This window comes from Bacillus sp. B25(2016b) (assembly GCF_001679765.1).
In the GTDB taxonomy this organism is placed as follows: Bacteria; Bacillota; Bacilli; order Bacillales; family Bacillaceae_G; genus Bacillus_A; species Bacillus_A thuringiensis_K.
Genome location: NZ_CP016285.1, coordinates 2,668,977 through 2,685,323, shown reverse-complemented (window position 1 = coordinate 2,685,323; position 16,347 = coordinate 2,668,977). Strand labels below are relative to the sequence as shown.

Sequence of the window (16,347 nt, the reverse complement as noted above, 5' to 3'; positions counted from 1 at the left end):
GCTTCCGTTAGAAGTGAAAAAATATGAAACATGGATAGTGAAAAACTCTTTCTAAATAAGAAGGAGTTTTTATTATGTACTTGTATAAACCATTATATAAAAAACTATATACTTCTTTATCACTACATAAATGGATATAATTGAGGATAGAACTAGCATAAGGGGAAACAAAATAATGAATAAGTTACTTACATCGAAAATTGAAATTATAGAAAGAAAAATCCGGTATAACTCAACAATAGTAGATCACAATTGCTTATTACTTGAAAAACAATCACAAAGTATCGTTTTGTTTCACGAGGTGCAGTATTCATTTACAATGACTGCAAATGATACTAAGTTAACAATCCCAAAAGGGAGTTATACAATCGCATATTACTGGAAAGATCGTCCGTACAATTTATACGTATGGAGAGATATAAAAGGAAAGTATTTAGGTTCATATTTTAATATCGTAAAAAACACACAAATAAAAGATGAAGTGGTTTCCTTTGAAGATTTAATCATCGATATTATGGTACTTCCAAATGGAGAATACTTCATATTGGATGAGGATGAAGTACCAGAACCATTAGGAAATTTCGAAGGTGGTTATGTGAAGAAAGCTCTTTATGGATTAAAAGAAATCATTCAAAAAGAGCTTCCATCAATAGTTTTGGAGACAGCCAGGGTGCAGAGGAAATAAAATTAAATTACATAAATATTTTGAATAGGAATGAGTAGTCTTAAGTTATACGATCTAACTTTTTTGATAAATCTAAGGTTAGTAGCATATTTCTTGAAATTACTCTTTTTTTGTAGAAATTTCGTCGCTTAGTTATTAAATCCCATCAAATGCATTTAGCGTGTGAGTTTTCTTATTGGTTACAGTGGATTAAAGATCATAAAAAATAGTAAGTAAACGATACCGTTTAAATAAAAAAAAGTAAAATGTTCAAACAAATCATATGTATGTTTTAATAAAACCTAGTTGACTTATCGGAAATATTTGTATAATATGTACTTAATTCCATAACATATTGCTGATTGGAGAAACCAAAGGCATTTTATCTGTTGATAAAATGCCTTTGGTTTTTTTATTGCACAAATACTGAATCTGTTCATTTATATGAATCATTTTAAGGAGGGAAAGAAATGACTGTTTCAATTGATGAGGTATCAAAATATTTTTTGAAACAAACTGGTATTGTTCAAGTATTAGAGAATATTAATGTTCAATTAGAGAAAGGGGATTTTGTTACAGTAATCGGTCCGAGTGGGTGTGGAAAAAGTACATTACTAAAAATTGTTGCAGGTCTAGATAATGATTTTGAAGGTGAAGTTGTTATTGACGGGGAGCCTATTTTAAAAACCAGCAAGAAACAAGGTTTTATTTTTCAAGAACATAGGCTTTTTCCATGGTTAACAGTTGAAGAAAATATAGCGGCAGATTTGTCGTTAAAAGATAAGTATGTGAAAGATAAGGTGAGAGAATGGGTTGAAATCGTTCGGTTAGATGGCTTTGAAAAATCGTATCCGAAAGAAATTTCAGGCGGGATGTCACAACGTGTTGCGATAGCAAGAGCGTTATTAAGAGATCCCAATATATTATTACTTGATGAACCTTTTGGAGCGCTGGATGCTTTTACTCGAAGTCATTTACAAGAAGTATTGCTAAATATTTGGGAGCAGAAGAAAACAACAATGATATTCGTTACACATGATATAGACGAAGCGATATATCTTTCAAACCGAATCATCATTATGAGTACAAAGCCTGGAAAAATACATAAAGTAATTGAAAATAATTTGCCTTATCCGCGAAATAAAACTTCTCAATTATTCCAACAACTTCGAACGAAAGTATTACAGCAGTTTGAATATGGAGGATTGATTCAAACAAGTATATAGGAAAAGGGTGATTTTATATGTATAAAAAATTTAAAGTTCTTTCTTTTGCTTTAGCTATATCAGTATGTTTATTAGGATGTGAAAAAAGTACAGTAAGTAGTAAGAAAGAAGATGTAACAATACAAATTGGTATACAGCAAGGATTAAGCCCGCTATTACTAGCAAAGAAAAAGGGGTGGTTTGAAGAGGAGTTTAAAAAAGAAGGAGTTAAAGTGAAATGGACAGAGTTCCAAAGTGGACCTCCTTATTTTGAAGCAATTGCATCAAACCGATTAGACTTTGGTGAAGTAGGGAATTCTCCAGTCATTTCAGCGCAAGCAGCAGGTATTGGATTTACCGAAATCGCCAATACAAGTTATGCGAGAAAAGGAACTGGAATTCTCGTTCAAAAAGATAGCAAGATTGCGAGTGTAAAAGAGTTAAAAGGTAAAAAAATTGCAGTAGCAAAAGGAAGTAGTGCCTTTAATTTATTATATCGAGCACTCGATAAAGAAGGTATCGATGCAAAAGATGTAAATGTCATTCAATTACAACCAGATGAAGCGCAGCCTGCATTTGAATCAGGATCAGTAGATGCATGGGCGATTTGGGACCCTTTCATATCATTACATACATTAAATAAAGGTGCGAAAGTGATTGCAGACGGTGAAACATTAAATGTCTCTTCACCAGAATTTTTAATTACGAGAACAAAATTTGCGAAAGAACATCCAGAATTAGTTGAGAAATTCCTCAAAGTTTATGAGAAAGCACGTGTATGGCAAGATGCTAACTTAGATGAAGCAATAAAAGTATATACTTCTGTAAAAAAGATAGATGCGGAGATCGTAAAAGAAGTGTTTAATCACGACAAACCAATTTTAGTTCCGGTAACGAAGGAAATAATAGCAGAACAACAAAAGACAGCGGATTTTCAATATAAGCTCGGTTCTATAAAGAAAGAACTTAAGACGGAAAAAGTTGTAGATAATTCTTTCGTAGAAAAAGCATTGAAAGCGAAGTGAAAAGAGGTTTTGTAAAGTGGAAAATACGAAAGCTGTTATTAAACCAGCGAGTATAACCATTGAGAAAAACAGCGTCAAGAAGGTGCGAAAGTTAAATGTAAAAATTTTAGTAAGGGCGATTACTATACCGGTTATTATATTAATAATTTGGCAGTTGGCTGGCGTATTCGGTCTTGTTTCTAAAACAGTCTTACCAACACCATTAGATATTTTTCTAGCTTTCCAAGATCTTATTAAAACAGGAGAGTTATTCGGCCATTTAAGTATTAGTGTATTTAGGGTTGCGGCTGGTTTCTTTATTGGCGGAGGCTTAGGAATCATTTTAGGAACGATTGTTGGATTTTCAACGAGAAGTGAGCAATATTTAGATCCATCTGTGCAAATGTTAAGAACTGTACCTCATTTAGCTGTTGCACCGCTTTTCGTATTATGGTTCGGTTTTGGTGAAACATCGAAAGTGTTATTAATTGCAGATGGTGCATTTTTTCCTTTATACGTAAACGCATTTTTAGGTATTAGAGGTGTGGATTCAAAGTTATTTGATGTTGCGAGAGTGTTAGAGTTTAGTAAAAGAAAATTAATCACGAAACTAATTTTACCAGCTGCATTGCCTAACCTTTTACTAGGAGCAAGGTTATCGTTAGGTGTTGCATGGGTGAGTTTAGTAGTAGCAGAACTTATGGGGTCTACAGAAGGTATTGGCTATATGATTATGGATGCAAGGCAATTTTCAAATACAGATATCGTATTTGTCGGCATAATTATATTTGCATTTGTTGGGAAGTTTTCTGACTCTCTAGTACGTTTACTAGAAGTGAAGTTTTTAAGATGGCGAGATAACTTTAAAGGTGAGACAGGGGATTAACATATAAATTATTAGGGGTAATTTATATAGAATGTGTTAGTATACGATTCAAAATAAATAAGGGGTGTGTAAAGGTATGGAATTATTATGGTTTATTCCGGCTTATGGAGATGGTCGATATTTAGGAACGACAAAACGAGGAAGAGCAGCTGAATATGGTTATTATAAGCAAGTTGCTGCGGCAGCTGATTATTTAGGATATACGGGTGTTTTACTTCCAACTGGTCAAGGATGTGAAGACCCTTGGGTGTTAGCTTCAGCTCTTGCTGCTGAAACAGAAAAACTAAAATTTTTAGTAGCAGTGAGACCAGGACTAATGTCACCTACAGTTGCAGCGAGGATGGCATCTACATTTGATAGAATTTCAGATGGGAGACTACTTATCAATGTAGTAGCTGGAGGAGATCCAGTTGAACTACAAGGAGATGGATTATATCTTGAGCATGATGAAAGATATGAAGCAGCGGATGAATTTTTAAAAGTTTGGAAATCGACATTGCAGGGTGAAACGATCTCTTTAGAAGGAAAACATATTAAAGTTACAGATAGTAAAGTTGTCTTCCCACCAGTTCAAACGCCCTATCCTCCTATATATTTCGGAGGATCGTCAACTGCTGGAAAAGAAGTAGCAGCTCAACATAGTGATGTATACTTAACGTGGGGAGAGCCGCCAGAGCAAGTGAAAGAGAAAATAGAAGAAGTAAGAAAACTTGCAGAAGAGAAGGGGCGTACAGTACGATTTGGCATTAGATTACACGTAATTGTAAGAGAGACAGAAGAAGAAGCATGGGAAGAGGCCGAACGTTTAATTCAATATGTGGATAATGAAACAATTGAGCTTGCTCAAAAGACATTTGCAAGATATGATTCGGTTGGTCAAAAACGGATGACACATTTAAATAAAGGTACGAGAGAGTCGTTAGAGATAAGCCCTAATTTATGGGCTGGAATCGGACTTGTAAGAGGTGGGGCAGGTACTGCACTTGTAGGCGATCCGCATACAGTAGCAGAAAGAATAAAAGAATATGAATCGTTAGGAATTGATACGTTTGTTTTATCAGGATATCCACATTTAGAAGAAGCATATGAAGTGGCAGAATTGTTATTCCCATTATTGAAAGACGAGAAGAAAGAAGCAAATAAAATTGTTGGTGAAATGATTGCTGATGCATATGCATTAAAAAAATAGTCAGAAATAAAGTTTCATCTATTTATTGCTTCATTTTGTTTATTGCCTGTTAATACGGGATAAAAAATCCGCAAGTTATTCGCTTGCGGGTTTTCATCGTAAATTATTAGAAAATATGGTAAAATTAAAGGGTAACTTAAGGTGCGGTTGGTTGTTCAATTATCACTTCTCCGAGTAGGAGGGGGGTGATAATACGTGAGTGAAATAGCGTTGCTACTGCAGGGTGGACTGTTTCTCGTTGCATTGTTAACGTTCGTCGTCGTTTTAATAGACAAGCTCAAAAAATAACAACCCACCTATGCCTATAGAATGTGGGTTGTTTTGTTTGTAAGAAACAAATAGGATAAATGAACAATCCAATCTGCTAAGTTACGTGGACTAGTGTGTAGCCGCACACTAGTCTTTTTTATTTATATACAATTTATAATTGGTTTATGTGATTGTATTGTTCTTTTCATACTCATTATAACACAGTGTCTTTTCATCAAGAAAGGAGACCGTATGTTCTGGTCCTTGTTATATAGTAGGTGCTTTTTCTTTAAACAGCCCATCCATATACTGTTTTAAACTTTGGACATGAAATTTCTGTGTATTCACATTATTTACACCGACAATGGGTGATGGAAGGTCAAATCTTTTTTCTGATAAATGAACGACAACATCAAAGATGTCAAACAAACGAATGAAGCAAAACAGACCGTCTTTATCGCTAAGTAAAATAAAGTAATGATTTTCACTACTTGTATTTAGCGTATTCCATAAAGAACTTTTGCTTAAATCACGTACAATGCTTTTTTCTTTTAGTTCCACGAAATCTGCATTTGAGAGAATGGTAGAGATATCAATTGCATCTTGATTTTCAAAGTAGCCATCAACTGTTTGTACAGCGAATGTATAAGCCATTTTTAATATACTCATTTTATATTTACGGTTATCTAATAGCAATTCACGTTGAATAGAACTCGCTACTTTCGTTACACGTTCCTCTTTCCAAATTTCATTATGTAAGGAAATATCGTGCTTTTTACATAGTTTCATAATTAATGCATTAGAATAAAGAATTTCGTCGCTTACTTCGACAACATCAGTCTCAGCAGCCGCAAGTTCTTCGCCGTGCTCATTCGTATAGAGTGGGGAATCAATTTGTCTTTTCATTTGTTCAATCTTAAATTGACTCAATTTATGCCTAATTAAAGGACGATCAATATTTGTTGTCATTTGTTCATGGCAAGTATCACAAATTGAGTTTGTGAAATAATATCCACATAATATTTCTGGAATGACATATTGTTCACTAAGTTCTTTCGTATCTTTTCTGCAAATGATGCATTGTGTCATTTTTATCACCTTTACCTGCAAATTTGTATGTAATCTCATTGTAGTGTATTTATCGGTATTTTGGAATATTGTAAAGGAAAATATTATGTGAAATTCATACTTATTTTGGTACAATGAAGAGAAGTGCTAGTTTAAAGGAGGCCATTTTTTTGAAATCAAAAGTGCACTTTTGGACATTAGAAGTGCTAATGGTTGTAGGAATCATATTTATTTGCACAAAAATATCATTTTTATTTCAACCGATTGGTATCTTCATATCAACATTATTTTTCCCAATCTTAATCGCGCTTTTTTTATACTTCATATTTAATCCTGTATTAATCTTTTTGGAGAATAAAAAAGTACCTAGAAATTTAGCGATATTGCTGTTATATCTTTTTATCATAACATTAACTGCGGTTGGCGTTGGAGTAGTTGTTCCTACGATTTCACAACAGCTAATGGACTTAGTAAAAAATATGCCAGGCTACATAAAAGAGGGAAAAGTATACATACAAGAATTATCACATCATAGGTTGTTTGAATGGTTATCTACACAAAACTACGTTTCCATTGAAACAATTGAAAAAAATGCGATTGAATACTTAAAAGATATACCAAATACAATTACGTCGAGTGCAACGGCTTTATTTGGTATTATCACGAACGTTGCGTTAGTTGTATTTACTGTACCGTTCATTTTATTTTACATGTTTAAAGATGGACATGCCTTTCCAGGAAAAGCGGTAAGTTTATTACCAGAGTCTTACCGTGAAGAGGGACTTCGTATCATTAAGGAAACGAACGAAACATTATCTGCATATATTCAAGGGCAAGCGCTCGTTTGTATATTTGTAGGTGCTTTTACTTTTATCGGTTATTTAATTATCGATTTACCGTACGCTTTTGTTTTAGGAATTATAGCAGCATTTACAAACATCATTCCTAACTTAGGTCCATTTATCGGAGCAGCACCAGCTGTTATTGTAGGACTGTTCGTATCTCCGATGCAAGCCTTATACGTAATTATTATCGTAACAATTGTACAACAGTTTGAAAGTAATATTATTTCACCACGTATTATGAGCTCAAAATTAAACATCCACCCATTAACAATTATTATCCTAATTTTAGGGGTAGGTAACTTTGCTGGAATCATCGGAATGATTTTAGCAGTACCAGTTTATGCAGTAACAAAAACAGTTGTTTCGAACTTAGTGAGATTGTTTAAGACGAAGAGAAGTAATCGGAAATAGTAAAACCTGAGAAAGATACACCTCTTTTTAAGTGGTGTATCTTTTGTTTATAAAAAAATAATTAAAAGCGGGTTGATTTGATTTTATTATATATTTTTTATATATCAAATTCAGTGATGAACTTGTGTGATATAAGCTCTATAAAACTATGTGGAATCCCTCTGAACTATCCAAATCATTTCTTTACAGCGTGCTATTAACATCATAATCTACTCCTTTCAATTCTATATAGTTAAACGATTAAAGATGAGTGTAGTATTTGCTTCTACGATCTCGAATTTCATTAATAACTTGTTTATATTGTCTTTCTTGTTTTAATTCATTTTGAGATATTGTTTCTTTTTGAATCGTAATCGTTAAAAAGAAAAGGTGAAACTTCATATGTGAATTCCTCCTTTCGAATTGGAATTACAGATGACTACAGTAATGACTTTGTCTTTCTTTTACAGAATCCATAGCCTGATTAATTTGTCGTTCATGAAGCATTTCAGACTCAGAAAATTTATTTTTTTGAATGGTAATGGTTAAAAAGAATACTTTAAATTTCATAAAATAATTGCCCCTTTATAAGTGATTTAGAAAAAACGAGTGTAATAAGAAATTAAAGATGACTACAGTAATGACTTTGTCTTTCTTTTACAGAATCATAGCCTGATTAATTTGTCGCTCATGAAGCATTTCAGACTCGGAAAATTTATTTTTTTGAATGGTAATGGTTAAAAAGAATACTTTAAATTTCATTAGATAATTACCCCTTTATAAGTGATTTAGAAAAGGCGAGTGTAATAAGAAGATTGGCGCTCTTTTACTTCGTCCATAATGTTTTGGATGTGTTGCTCGCGTAAAATCTCTTTCTGTGAGAGCTTACGTTTTTGAATGGTGATTGTTAAAAAGAATGCTTTAAATTTCATGAATATATTACCCCTTTAAAATATATTTTTAATACATTTGAGTGTAGTGCGAACTTTTAATGTCAGTTATTTTATCAGTCAGTCGTTTTAACTGTTGTTTACGATTGATTTCAGTTTCAGATAAAGTATTTTTTTGAAGCACAGTCGTAAAAAAGAAAATATGAAAAGTCATAAATGAATTCCTCCTTTCGAAAAGGAATTACAGGTGATCACAGTAAAGTGCTTGGCGCTCCTTAACATCATTCATAGCTTTTTCAATTTGCTGATTATGAAGAATTTCATCTTTGGAAATTGTATTTCTTTGAATCGTAATACTTAAAAACAATACGCTAATAGTCATTGAATGTTGCTCCTTTCTTAGAAAAATAATGTAAGAGACTAAAAAAATCGCGCAAAAAAACCACAGGAAGATACAGTTCTCCTATGGCTGGGCGTGAAAAAGCCACAGGAAAGTATACGACCTCCTGTGGCGAATTTATGAATTAAATGAAATAAAGTACGATTTTCAATTCTCCATTAGGGTGGTCGAATTCATATTTAATTGTCCAGAAAACACAGGTGCAGTTAACGCTAAAGTTAATGCATGTAATTGTAATTTCATCATTTCCTTCGACCTCCTTTTAGAATTTTTTTCTTACGTTAGTAAGTATATACAATTAATGGATAATTGTAAACATAAAAAATGAAAATTTTTAATTTTGATTAAAATGCGTATATTTAAAAAGGGATTTGAAAGTAAATATTGTAATTAACGAATATCGATAAAAATGGGGGATGCTAAATGAAATATATGCATCATAACATGATCGTTATGCTAACAATTTTTTTATTCATTGCGGCTTGTTCTGACGGAGAAAGAATAAAAGATATATATGATGTTAGGTCAGATGATTTTAAGAAATATACTGGGACATACGTTGGTAATAATTCAGATGTGGTTGCAATTGTTAATCATTTACCCGGTGGTGGAACAGTTCAAAGTATTCGTTTGGAGAATGAAAGTATAAAGGTAAACTATGGTACAAAAGGAAATGGAACTCTGACAGAAGACATGGTTGAGACGTATTGGTTTGATGGCAAGGACACAATGGAGAAGAATTTTCTCTTTAACGTTATTTATCTAGCGATTTTAGTACCAAATGCGAAAAGTTACGAGTTTCAAGTAGAAAATAAAAATTTCACGATAAAAAGAGAAGATATATTATCAATCTTATATGAAAAATTTGATGATTCCCCAAAAGAAAATGATATATGGGATAAAAAGAAAGTAGTAAGGTTCCTTAACGATAATAACGAAAAAATTACAATGCTCATAAATGATAAAAAATTTCGGAAATCTTTATTTACTAAATATCCAGTGCAGCAGTTGAAATGATGGGAGGAAAAAAGGTGGGGTTAGTATACAAAATTACTTATCATCGAATGCAAGATCATTATTTACCTAAGTTATTACAGGCAATTAGCCTCGTTAGTGAAGAAGATTTGTGGAAACAAAGGGACTCTATTAATTCAATTGGTGGAATCGTACTGCATATTTGTGAACATTTACAGAGAAATACAAAGCGTTATAAGAATCCAAATATAGTATTTGAAAATGGAATTGAGGAGTATTTTCCAGTAAAGCGACATAGTACTGAATTTTTGCTACAGTACGTTGAAGAAGTATTTGATGAATGGGTAAAAGCATATATACAAGCATGGGAAGAAAAAAAAGTATATGGAGCTTCATAGTTTATTACATTTAGTGGAGCATACAAGTTATCATTTAGGGCAAGTAGTAGATCGTACAAAGTTTATAAAGGGACAACAATTTAATTTTTGTCAAAATGGTATAAATGAAATGAATTTGAGAACGAGAGTTGAAACTTCGAAATTTTAGAAAGAGAGTCATTCTTAAACGAACGACTCTCTTTTTTTTGTAAAAGAAATTTATGGAAATATACATTTTTATGTGGTATGGTTAATTACATAAGTAATGAACCTATGAACCTAAGGTGGTGAAATTGTGAAACCTACTCTGGAGCAAAATAAATTAATATACTTGCAAATTGCAGAAACGATTGAATCTGATATTTTAAAAGACATATTACTTGAAGAAGAACAAGTACCATCAACAAATCAATTTGCGAAGATGTTACAAATAAATCCAGCTACTGCAGCTAAAGGGGTGAATGTATTAGTGGATGAGGGGATTTTATATAAAAAGAGAGGGATCGGAATGTTTGTTGCAAAGGGAGCGAAAGAAGTCGTACTAAAAAAAAGACAAAATACTTTTATGACTGAATATTTACCTAAAGTGTGGGAAGAAGCGAAAGTACTAGAAATATCAAAAAATGAATTGATGGATATGATTCAAAAGATTACGAAGGAGGGGAAAGAGGGATGATTGCACTTGAAACGAAAGATGTAACGAAAAAATATAAAAAGAAAATAGCTGTAAATGAAGTAACGATTTCATTGGAAGAGCATAAAATATATGGTTTGCTTGGAAGGAACGGAGCAGGGAAAACGACACTATTAAATTTACTTGCAGGTCAAATTACTTCAAGTAGTGGAAGTGTATCAATATTTGGTGAAAATGTATTTGAAAATAGTAAAGCAATGCAAAATATTTGTTTTGTTAGAGTTAAAGAAGCTGCATATTTAAATGATAAAGTAAAAAATATTTTTAATTTATGTAACATGTTTTATAAAAACTGGGATCAAGAGTTTGCTGAAGAACTTGCTAGGAGATTTCAACTTAATTTGAAAGACAAATACCATAAATTATCACATGGAATGCAAACTGTAGTAGGAATTATTCAAGGATTAGCAAGTAGGGCGCCGATTACAATTTTTGATGAACCGACTACCGGTTTAGACGCAGCACATCGAGAGTTGTTTTATAGTTTACTATTAGAAGATTATGGTGAGCATCCAAGAACAATTATATTATCAACTCATTTAGTAGAAGAAGTAACCCATGTTATCGAAGATGTAATCATCATAAAAGAAGGTGCACTTGTTGTTCAATCATCATTGGAAGATTTATTACGACAAGGTCATATTATTTCAGGGAAAAAAGATAAAGTAGGTAAGTTTTCAATTAATAAAAAAGTTATAAATCGAGAAGTTTATGGAAATAAGGGGATTTCTGTTATATGGGAAGAACTTTCTAATGAAGATTATTACTCTCTTGAAAAAGAAGGGTTATCAATTGATAGAATTACATTACAAAAACTATTTATTCATATAACTGGTGGTGAAATAAAATGACGATGTTAATGAAGCAGTTGAAGTTACATATAAAATATCAGTATAAAGTCATTCTTATCTTTTGGACTGTGGCATTACTTATAAAAGGGACAATGACTGCAACTGATTTAAAGGGAATAAAGGTAGCATTTTTACATGATATTTTCAATAATTCATCAATTGTAATCGTAATGTTTATTGTGATAAGCGTGTTTCTTATTCAACTTGATATTTTTCCTACAGTCGTCTCGTTTGGTGTCACTAGGTTGCAATTTTTGATTGGTTCAATATGTTTTAATTTATTGCAATCAGCATTGTTTTCATGTCTTCAAGCTTTGTTTTTACAGGATACATTTTATAAAACAGAACATGTAAATTTAGGAGCATCTGCAATTGAACAATTCTTTGTACAATTCATATTTTATAGTACATTAGCTTGTTTATTCCAATCAACAACTATTGTTCAGAAAAGATTTAATTGGTTCGGATTGGCCTTTAGTATAATAGTTTTATTCGGATTGGCGAGTACAATGTATGCAGGGATAGGTATAAAAGAGTTGGTGTTTATTAATAGTAAAATGTTACTAGAAATACCTAATTTCATATTAGTTTCGATAGTTCTTATTTGCATATATATTGTAATTAGCGCTCTATTTATTCGTAAGGTTTCGTTTGAAGATACAATTTAAATACAATTATTTTAGGGGAGAAGGAAGAGTAAATGGGAGATACTTCTTCATTAATAACCGTTTTTTTATGCATTGCACTACTAATATTTTGGCGTCGTTATCGCTCCATGTATAAGCCAATAAAGGGATCGGGAAAACGTATTTTATGGCCATTACTATTTTTAACACCAGGTATTGTATGGTTTTTAGGTCCCGTACATCCAGCTGTACTACAAGTGGCTATAGCAGCATTTATTGGGATTCTTTTCTCTGTACCACTTATAGCACTAACAAATTATGAGCGAAGAGATGATGGGAATATTTATACGAAAAAAAGTGCAGCTTTTTTAATTACTTTTATTGCACTTGTCGTTTTAAGATATGGTTCAAGACAATTTATCGTTGATTTAGATCAACAAACGATTGGTTTATTATTTTACGTTGTTGCTGTCTCGTATATTATTCCATGGAGAATTGCTTGTTATATAAAGTTTAGGAAAGTTTGGCGGGAAAATAATAATCATGCTATATGAAAACTTCTCATTTGAGAAGTTTTTTGTTTTTATGTGTAAGCGAAATAATTTGTTGAAGTGCAAGCTACTATTCAATATGATAAATATAAAAACTTCGCGAGAAAGTGGGAAGTATAAAAATGCGTACAATTTTACTTTTTCTAAACAACATGTCCATCGATAAAATAGAGAACATTAGACATAAACATGATCCTTTATTTGGATTAATTCTACCGCATATAACAATCGTATTCCCATTTAAGAGTAATATTTCAAATGATGAATTAAAATCTCATATTTTTAATGTATCAATAGGGGGAGGCAAAATTGAAATTGAGTTTGCAAATCGTATCACTAGTGTAGGAAACTATTTGTTTTTAGAAGTTGATGGAGGAAGAAAACAAATAGAAGAACTACATGATAGGCTGTATACAGGACCTTTATTACAATTTTTGAAAGAAGACATTCCGTACATCCCGCATGTAACAGTCGGAAGAAAAGAAAGTGCCGAATTAGCTGCTGAAGTAGTGAAGGAGATTCCTAGTTTTCATGGGAAGTTAAATTGTGTGATTGATAGAATAAGCGTGGAGCGAATTGGAGAGAACGGGGAATCAATTATTGAATTTGAAGTGCCATTTCTAAAAAGCTGACAAAAGTCAGCTTTTTATTTCGTAGCATGAAGTAATGCACCAATTGCACCGCTATTACCACCATCTTGTAAAAAGATTGGTGTTTTATTTTGATATTCGGTGTAGCTACTAATAATATGTTGAAGTTGTACGTTATTACATAAAGTCGAACCAATATAAATAATATGTTCAATGTTTTTTGTTTCAGCGAATTGAAGGCTTAATGCAGTAACGACTTCACCGACAAGTCCTTGCACAGTAGCTAGTATATCGGAGCTACTATTATTTGATTCTGTAATGGCTGCTTTTCCGAAGTTGCTAGCAGTTAAGTTATTATCGATAGGGGAAAGAATACCACCATAAATATCTCCAACCGTAATATCTAGTTCTTTTCTAGATCCTACTTTTGTTAGAGGTATTATATCTTCAAAATGATCTATATTTGTTAACAATTTTGAAAGTCCCATAATAGTCCCACCGCCAACTCCGGTTCCACCAGCGCGAATATATTGTTCATTATAAACATAATGGATAGAAGTACCTGTACCGATATTGGTTAAAATAAAATTGTTTATAGTGTGTTTTTCTTCTTTTAATATGTATTGGACACCTGCAAGAGTAGATTCAAATTCGTTTAGCTCTATTATTTTATATGAACCTGTAAGCAGTTGCTGTAATAATTTCGATTTACCACCCGTAATACATATTTGTTTTATGCCATTGTTGTTTTTAATCCAATCTATTATTTTATGTTGTTCATGAGAATAAAATTTTTTAAAAGTTAATAGCTTTTTTTCGTTAAAATAAGCTATTTTCGTTAATGTGCCTCCAGCATCGATACCAATAGTACGTTCCATTTTCCTGCTCCTAACTACGTAATATGTTTTCCTATTTACTTAATTGGTTGAGAATAGATATTTCCAACTGATATAAGGAACACTTTAATCTGCTTGATATATTAATAGTTTTTCTATAGTTACAATAGGCTGGTCGTTGACAGTTGCAATACCTTTACCAAGAACAAAACCTCGGCGATTGCGCGTTAGCTCATAATGTAAATCAAGTTTATCACCGGGATATGCTTTTCCGTGGAATTCAACTCCATCTAAAGAGGAGAGGAATCCTAGTCCTTCAGAATCACTTGTATGTACAAATGCACTAAGCTGAGCAAGTGCTTCTACAATTAACATATGAGGCATATGTTTTTGACTATCATTTATAAACCATTCGTTATTTGTAATGAGTTTATATCCTGTAACGAATTCATCTTGTTTTGCATTTGTTACTTTATCAATCATTAAAAATGGATAACGATGGGGAAGTGTGTCTTTAATATGCATATGAAAGTACCTCCAATTAATAATACCCCTGCTAAAGTTAAGCAGGGGAGTGGGAACTAATTTTTAACTAATTCATTTACTTTTTCAAGGACGAAAATGCCGCTATTTCTAATGTTTTCAACAACTTGTTGCAACACTTCTTTATTTTGAACGAGTGCAATACGTACGAAGCCTTCTCCGTGAGGTCCAAATGCATGACCAGGTGTAACAACGACATTCGCACGATCCATTAATGCATAAGCGAAGTCTAGAGAAGTCCATCCTTGTGGAATTTCAGCCCAGACAAACATACTACCAGCTGGCTTATCGACATTCCAGCCAAATGTTCGGAATCCATCGATTAGTGTATCTCTACGTTCTTGATAAATTTCACGGTTTTTCTCACAAAACGTAGCACCGTTTCTTAGTGCAGCACATGCCGCTTTTTGAATTGGTAAAAATACACCGTAATCGGTATTAGATTTAAATTGAGTAAGTGCACGAACAATTTCTTCGTTTCCAATCATATATCCAATACGGCTACCTGCTAAACTATAACTTTTTGACAAAGAATTGATTTCTACACCAACTTCTTTAGCACCAGGTACAGAGAGGAAGCTAATTGGCTTATTACCATCGAAATAAAATTCAGCATAAGCAAAATCATGGACAACGATAATATTATGCTTTTTCGCGAATGCGATTACTTCTTTAAAGAAATCTTCATGAGCTATTGCTGGAACGGGATTCCCTGGGAAGTTTAAAATCATCATCTTCGCTTGATCGGCAATTTCTTCAGGGATAACTTCTAAGTCTGGTAAGAAATCATTCTCTTTCGTTAAAGGCATGTAGTAAGATGTTGCACCAGCCATTTGAATACCTGTTTCATAAGCTGTATATCCTGGATCAGGAACTAATATAATATCACCTGGATTTGCATAAACCATAGGTAAATGAACGAGCCCGTCTTGTGAACCCATTAATAATAAAACTTCTTTATCCGCATTTAATAAAACGTTATGAGTGTTGTTGTAATATTCAGTTACAGCTTCGTGAAATTCTTGAATACCGGATAATGTATACCCGTAGCTCTCTTTTTCACTCGCTGTATGTACCATTGTTTCTCTTACAAAATCAGCGGGCGGCATATCAGGATTTCCAATGCTCAAATCAATCATGTTATGACCTGCTGCAATTTTTTCTTTTTTATAGGCTCCTAATTCACTAAATATAGAAGATTGGAATGCTTTCATTCTAGTTGCTAACGTGTAAGTCATCAAAACCCCTCCTAAAACAGTGCTTTCATTCTGCATTTTTAATTATTCTGAAAACACATGTTTATATTTTATCATTTTTTTATGAAAATTAAAACGATTGACAAATTTAGAGGAAGGATCAGCCTATTTTGAAAAGTATCGATGTAAATAGCGTAGATGTGTTAATTGAAATGTGTATTATATGATTCATTTTATATAACTTAAGGTATTTTCTAGTTTTTATTAAGCATATTTCTCATGTTTTGAATGAAAAAGAATACGAAAACAAGGGCTATT

The 16,347-nt window shown here is 32.6% G+C and carries 22 protein-coding genes and 2 pseudogenes; 14 read left to right on the top strand and 10 right to left on the bottom strand.

Annotated features, from left to right (window positions below):
* Positions 1 to 175: 175 nt before the first annotated feature.
* The 6 genes from BAQ53_RS13735 to BAQ53_RS26250 all read left to right on the top strand — a co-directional run bounded on the left by BAQ53_RS13735 (position 176) and on the right by BAQ53_RS26250 (position 5,236).
* Entirely contained in the window at positions 176 to 685 is a 510-nt protein-coding gene (locus BAQ53_RS13735) for a ribonuclease FAU-1 family protein (RefSeq protein ID WP_001037880.1), read from the top strand.
* A 449-nt stretch (positions 686 to 1,134) separates the two neighbouring features.
* Entirely contained in the window at positions 1,135 to 1,890 is a 756-nt protein-coding gene (locus BAQ53_RS13730) for an ABC transporter ATP-binding protein (protein WP_000218572.1), read from the top strand.
* A gap of 17 nt (positions 1,891 to 1,907) precedes the next feature.
* On the top strand, positions 1,908 to 2,894 hold the full coding sequence (locus tag BAQ53_RS13725; RefSeq protein ID WP_208905458.1) for an aliphatic sulfonate ABC transporter substrate-binding protein: 987 nt from the start codon (positions 1,908 to 1,910) through the stop codon (positions 2,892 to 2,894).
* A 16-nt stretch (positions 2,895 to 2,910) separates the two neighbouring features.
* Complete coding sequence (locus BAQ53_RS13720) at positions 2,911 to 3,759, top strand: ABC transporter permease (RefSeq protein WP_208905450.1); 849 nt, start codon at positions 2,911 to 2,913, stop codon at positions 3,757 to 3,759.
* Between the two features lie 76 nt (positions 3,760 to 3,835).
* A complete protein-coding gene (gene ssuD / locus BAQ53_RS13715; RefSeq protein ID WP_061884289.1) occupies positions 3,836 to 4,948 on the top strand; it encodes an FMNH2-dependent alkanesulfonate monooxygenase in 1,113 nt (370 codons plus the stop codon).
* A 195-nt stretch (positions 4,949 to 5,143) separates the two neighbouring features.
* Positions 5,144 to 5,236, top strand: coding sequence for a putative holin-like toxin (locus BAQ53_RS26250; protein WP_001289320.1), 93 nt, complete (start codon positions 5,144 to 5,146; stop codon positions 5,234 to 5,236).
* 228 nt (positions 5,237 to 5,464) lie between these two features.
* Here BAQ53_RS26250 and BAQ53_RS13710 read toward each other — a convergent pair whose 3' ends face one another.
* Positions 5,465 to 6,286 (bottom strand): HNH endonuclease, encoded by an 822-nt coding sequence (locus BAQ53_RS13710; protein ID WP_000189712.1) that lies wholly within the window; start codon positions 6,284 to 6,286, stop codon positions 5,465 to 5,467.
* A gap of 149 nt (positions 6,287 to 6,435) precedes the next feature.
* On the opposite strand from BAQ53_RS13710, the gene BAQ53_RS13705 reads away from it, so the two are divergent.
* A complete protein-coding gene (locus BAQ53_RS13705) occupies positions 6,436 to 7,521 on the top strand; it encodes an AI-2E family transporter (RefSeq protein ID WP_000837892.1) in 1,086 nt (361 codons plus the stop codon).
* Between the two features lie 240 nt (positions 7,522 to 7,761).
* Here the strand turns inward: BAQ53_RS13705 and BAQ53_RS13700 are convergent, their stop codons facing one another.
* From BAQ53_RS13700 to BAQ53_RS13675, 6 genes and pseudogenes are all read right to left on the bottom strand, one after another.
* The gene (locus BAQ53_RS13700) at positions 7,762 to 7,902 is read right to left on the bottom strand and encodes a YrzI family small protein (protein ID WP_000668498.1); all 141 of its coding nucleotides are present in this window, start codon (positions 7,900 to 7,902) and stop codon (positions 7,762 to 7,764) included.
* 27 nt (positions 7,903 to 7,929) lie between these two features.
* Positions 7,930 to 8,070 carry a YrzI family small protein gene (locus BAQ53_RS13695; protein WP_000669805.1) on the bottom strand — a complete coding sequence of 47 codons (141 nt, stop codon included), beginning with the start codon at positions 8,068 to 8,070 and terminating at the stop codon, positions 7,930 to 7,932.
* 52 nt (positions 8,071 to 8,122) lie between these two features.
* A pseudogene (locus BAQ53_RS13690) lies at positions 8,123 to 8,262 on the bottom strand (YrzI family small protein).
* Between the two features lie 26 nt (positions 8,263 to 8,288).
* A complete protein-coding gene (locus BAQ53_RS13685; protein ID WP_000668963.1) occupies positions 8,289 to 8,432 on the bottom strand; it encodes a YrzI family small protein in 144 nt (47 codons plus the stop codon).
* A gap of 28 nt (positions 8,433 to 8,460) precedes the next feature.
* On the bottom strand, positions 8,461 to 8,604 hold the full coding sequence (locus BAQ53_RS13680; RefSeq protein ID WP_000142730.1) for a YrzI family small protein: 144 nt from the start codon (positions 8,602 to 8,604) through the stop codon (positions 8,461 to 8,463).
* 27 nt (positions 8,605 to 8,631) lie between these two features.
* Positions 8,632 to 8,772, bottom strand: a complete 141-nt coding sequence (locus tag BAQ53_RS13675; RefSeq protein WP_000156196.1) for a YrzI family small protein — start codon at positions 8,770 to 8,772, stop codon at positions 8,632 to 8,634.
* A 441-nt stretch (positions 8,773 to 9,213) separates the two neighbouring features.
* On the opposite strand from BAQ53_RS13675, the gene BAQ53_RS13670 reads away from it, so the two are divergent.
* From BAQ53_RS13670 to BAQ53_RS13640, 7 genes and pseudogenes are all read left to right on the top strand, one after another.
* Positions 9,214 to 9,807 carry a DUF4825 domain-containing protein gene (locus BAQ53_RS13670; protein WP_208905445.1) on the top strand — a complete coding sequence of 198 codons (594 nt, stop codon included), beginning with the start codon at positions 9,214 to 9,216 and terminating at the stop codon, positions 9,805 to 9,807.
* 14 nt (positions 9,808 to 9,821) lie between these two features.
* Positions 9,822 to 10,311, top strand: a pseudogene (locus BAQ53_RS13665) (DinB family protein).
* 126 nt (positions 10,312 to 10,437) lie between these two features.
* Positions 10,438 to 10,818 (top strand): GntR family transcriptional regulator, encoded by a 381-nt coding sequence (locus BAQ53_RS13660; protein WP_000805199.1) that lies wholly within the window; start codon positions 10,438 to 10,440, stop codon positions 10,816 to 10,818.
* Positions 10,815 to 11,687, top strand: coding sequence for an ABC transporter ATP-binding protein (locus tag BAQ53_RS13655; RefSeq protein WP_208905444.1), 873 nt, complete (start codon positions 10,815 to 10,817; stop codon positions 11,685 to 11,687). The genes BAQ53_RS13660 and BAQ53_RS13655 overlap by 4 nt, the downstream gene beginning before the upstream one ends.
* Positions 11,684 to 12,355, top strand: coding sequence for a DUF4052 family protein (locus tag BAQ53_RS13650; RefSeq protein ID WP_208905441.1), 672 nt, complete (start codon positions 11,684 to 11,686; stop codon positions 12,353 to 12,355). The genes BAQ53_RS13655 and BAQ53_RS13650 overlap by 4 nt, the downstream gene beginning before the upstream one ends.
* A gap of 32 nt (positions 12,356 to 12,387) precedes the next feature.
* The gene (locus tag BAQ53_RS13645; protein WP_000502975.1) at positions 12,388 to 12,867 is read left to right on the top strand and encodes a CcdC family protein; all 480 of its coding nucleotides are present in this window, start codon (positions 12,388 to 12,390) and stop codon (positions 12,865 to 12,867) included.
* Positions 12,868 to 12,986: 119 nt separating this feature from the next.
* Positions 12,987 to 13,496: a 2'-5' RNA ligase family protein gene (locus BAQ53_RS13640; RefSeq protein ID WP_151522622.1), complete on the top strand. Its 510-nt coding sequence runs from the start codon at positions 12,987 to 12,989 to the stop codon at positions 13,494 to 13,496.
* A 14-nt stretch (positions 13,497 to 13,510) separates the two neighbouring features.
* Here BAQ53_RS13640 and coaW read toward each other — a convergent pair whose 3' ends face one another.
* The 3 genes from coaW to BAQ53_RS13625 all read right to left on the bottom strand — a co-directional run bounded on the left by coaW (position 13,511) and on the right by BAQ53_RS13625 (position 16,071).
* Positions 13,511 to 14,332, bottom strand: coding sequence for a type II pantothenate kinase (gene coaW, locus BAQ53_RS13635; protein ID WP_000442497.1), 822 nt, complete (start codon positions 14,330 to 14,332; stop codon positions 13,511 to 13,513).
* An 84-nt stretch (positions 14,333 to 14,416) separates the two neighbouring features.
* Complete coding sequence (locus tag BAQ53_RS13630) at positions 14,417 to 14,815, bottom strand: 3-hydroxyacyl-ACP dehydratase FabZ family protein (RefSeq protein WP_000547642.1); 399 nt, start codon at positions 14,813 to 14,815, stop codon at positions 14,417 to 14,419.
* A 56-nt stretch (positions 14,816 to 14,871) separates the two neighbouring features.
* Positions 14,872 to 16,071 carry an LL-diaminopimelate aminotransferase gene (locus BAQ53_RS13625; RefSeq protein ID WP_000222707.1) on the bottom strand — a complete coding sequence of 400 codons (1,200 nt, stop codon included), beginning with the start codon at positions 16,069 to 16,071 and terminating at the stop codon, positions 14,872 to 14,874.
* Positions 16,072 to 16,347: the final 276 nt, after the last annotated feature.

Bases quoted from the DNA above. Each gene is read 5' to 3' on its own strand.
- BAQ53_RS13685 (WP_000668963.1), bottom strand. From the start codon at position 8,432: ATGAAATTTAAAGCATTCTTTTTAACAATCACCATTCAAAAACGTAAG.
- BAQ53_RS13700 (WP_000668498.1), bottom strand. From the start codon at position 7,902: ATGAAGTTTCACCTTTTCTTTTTAACGATTACGATTCAAAAAGAAACA.
- BAQ53_RS13710 (WP_000189712.1), bottom strand. From the start codon at position 6,286: ATGACACAATGCATCATTTGCAGAAAAGATACGAAAGAACTTAGTGAA.
- BAQ53_RS13645 (WP_000502975.1), top strand. From the start codon at position 12,388: ATGGGAGATACTTCTTCATTAATAACCGTTTTTTTATGCATTGCACTA.
- coaW (WP_000442497.1), bottom strand. From the start codon at position 14,332: ATGGAACGTACTATTGGTATCGATGCTGGAGGCACATTAACGAAAATA.
- ssuD (WP_061884289.1), top strand. From the start codon at position 3,836: ATGGAATTATTATGGTTTATTCCGGCTTATGGAGATGGTCGATATTTA.
- BAQ53_RS13735 (WP_001037880.1), top strand. From the start codon at position 176: ATGAATAAGTTACTTACATCGAAAATTGAAATTATAGAAAGAAAAATC.
- BAQ53_RS13680 (WP_000142730.1), bottom strand. From the start codon at position 8,604: ATGACTTTTCATATTTTCTTTTTTACGACTGTGCTTCAAAAAAATACT.
- BAQ53_RS13695 (WP_000669805.1), bottom strand. From the start codon at position 8,070: ATGAAATTTAAAGTATTCTTTTTAACCATTACCATTCAAAAAAATAAA.
- BAQ53_RS13640 (WP_151522622.1), top strand. From the start codon at position 12,987: ATGCGTACAATTTTACTTTTTCTAAACAACATGTCCATCGATAAAATA.
- BAQ53_RS13650 (WP_208905441.1), top strand. From the start codon at position 11,684: ATGACGATGTTAATGAAGCAGTTGAAGTTACATATAAAATATCAGTAT.
- BAQ53_RS13655 (WP_208905444.1), top strand. From the start codon at position 10,815: ATGATTGCACTTGAAACGAAAGATGTAACGAAAAAATATAAAAAGAAA.
- BAQ53_RS13730 (WP_000218572.1), top strand. From the start codon at position 1,135: ATGACTGTTTCAATTGATGAGGTATCAAAATATTTTTTGAAACAAACT.
- BAQ53_RS13670 (WP_208905445.1), top strand. From the start codon at position 9,214: ATGAAATATATGCATCATAACATGATCGTTATGCTAACAATTTTTTTA.
- BAQ53_RS13675 (WP_000156196.1), bottom strand. From the start codon at position 8,772: ATGACTATTAGCGTATTGTTTTTAAGTATTACGATTCAAAGAAATACA.
- BAQ53_RS13630 (WP_000547642.1), bottom strand. From the start codon at position 14,815: ATGCATATTAAAGACACACTTCCCCATCGTTATCCATTTTTAATGATT.
- BAQ53_RS13625 (WP_000222707.1), bottom strand. From the start codon at position 16,071: ATGACTTACACGTTAGCAACTAGAATGAAAGCATTCCAATCTTCTATA.
- BAQ53_RS13725 (WP_208905458.1), top strand. From the start codon at position 1,908: ATGTATAAAAAATTTAAAGTTCTTTCTTTTGCTTTAGCTATATCAGTA.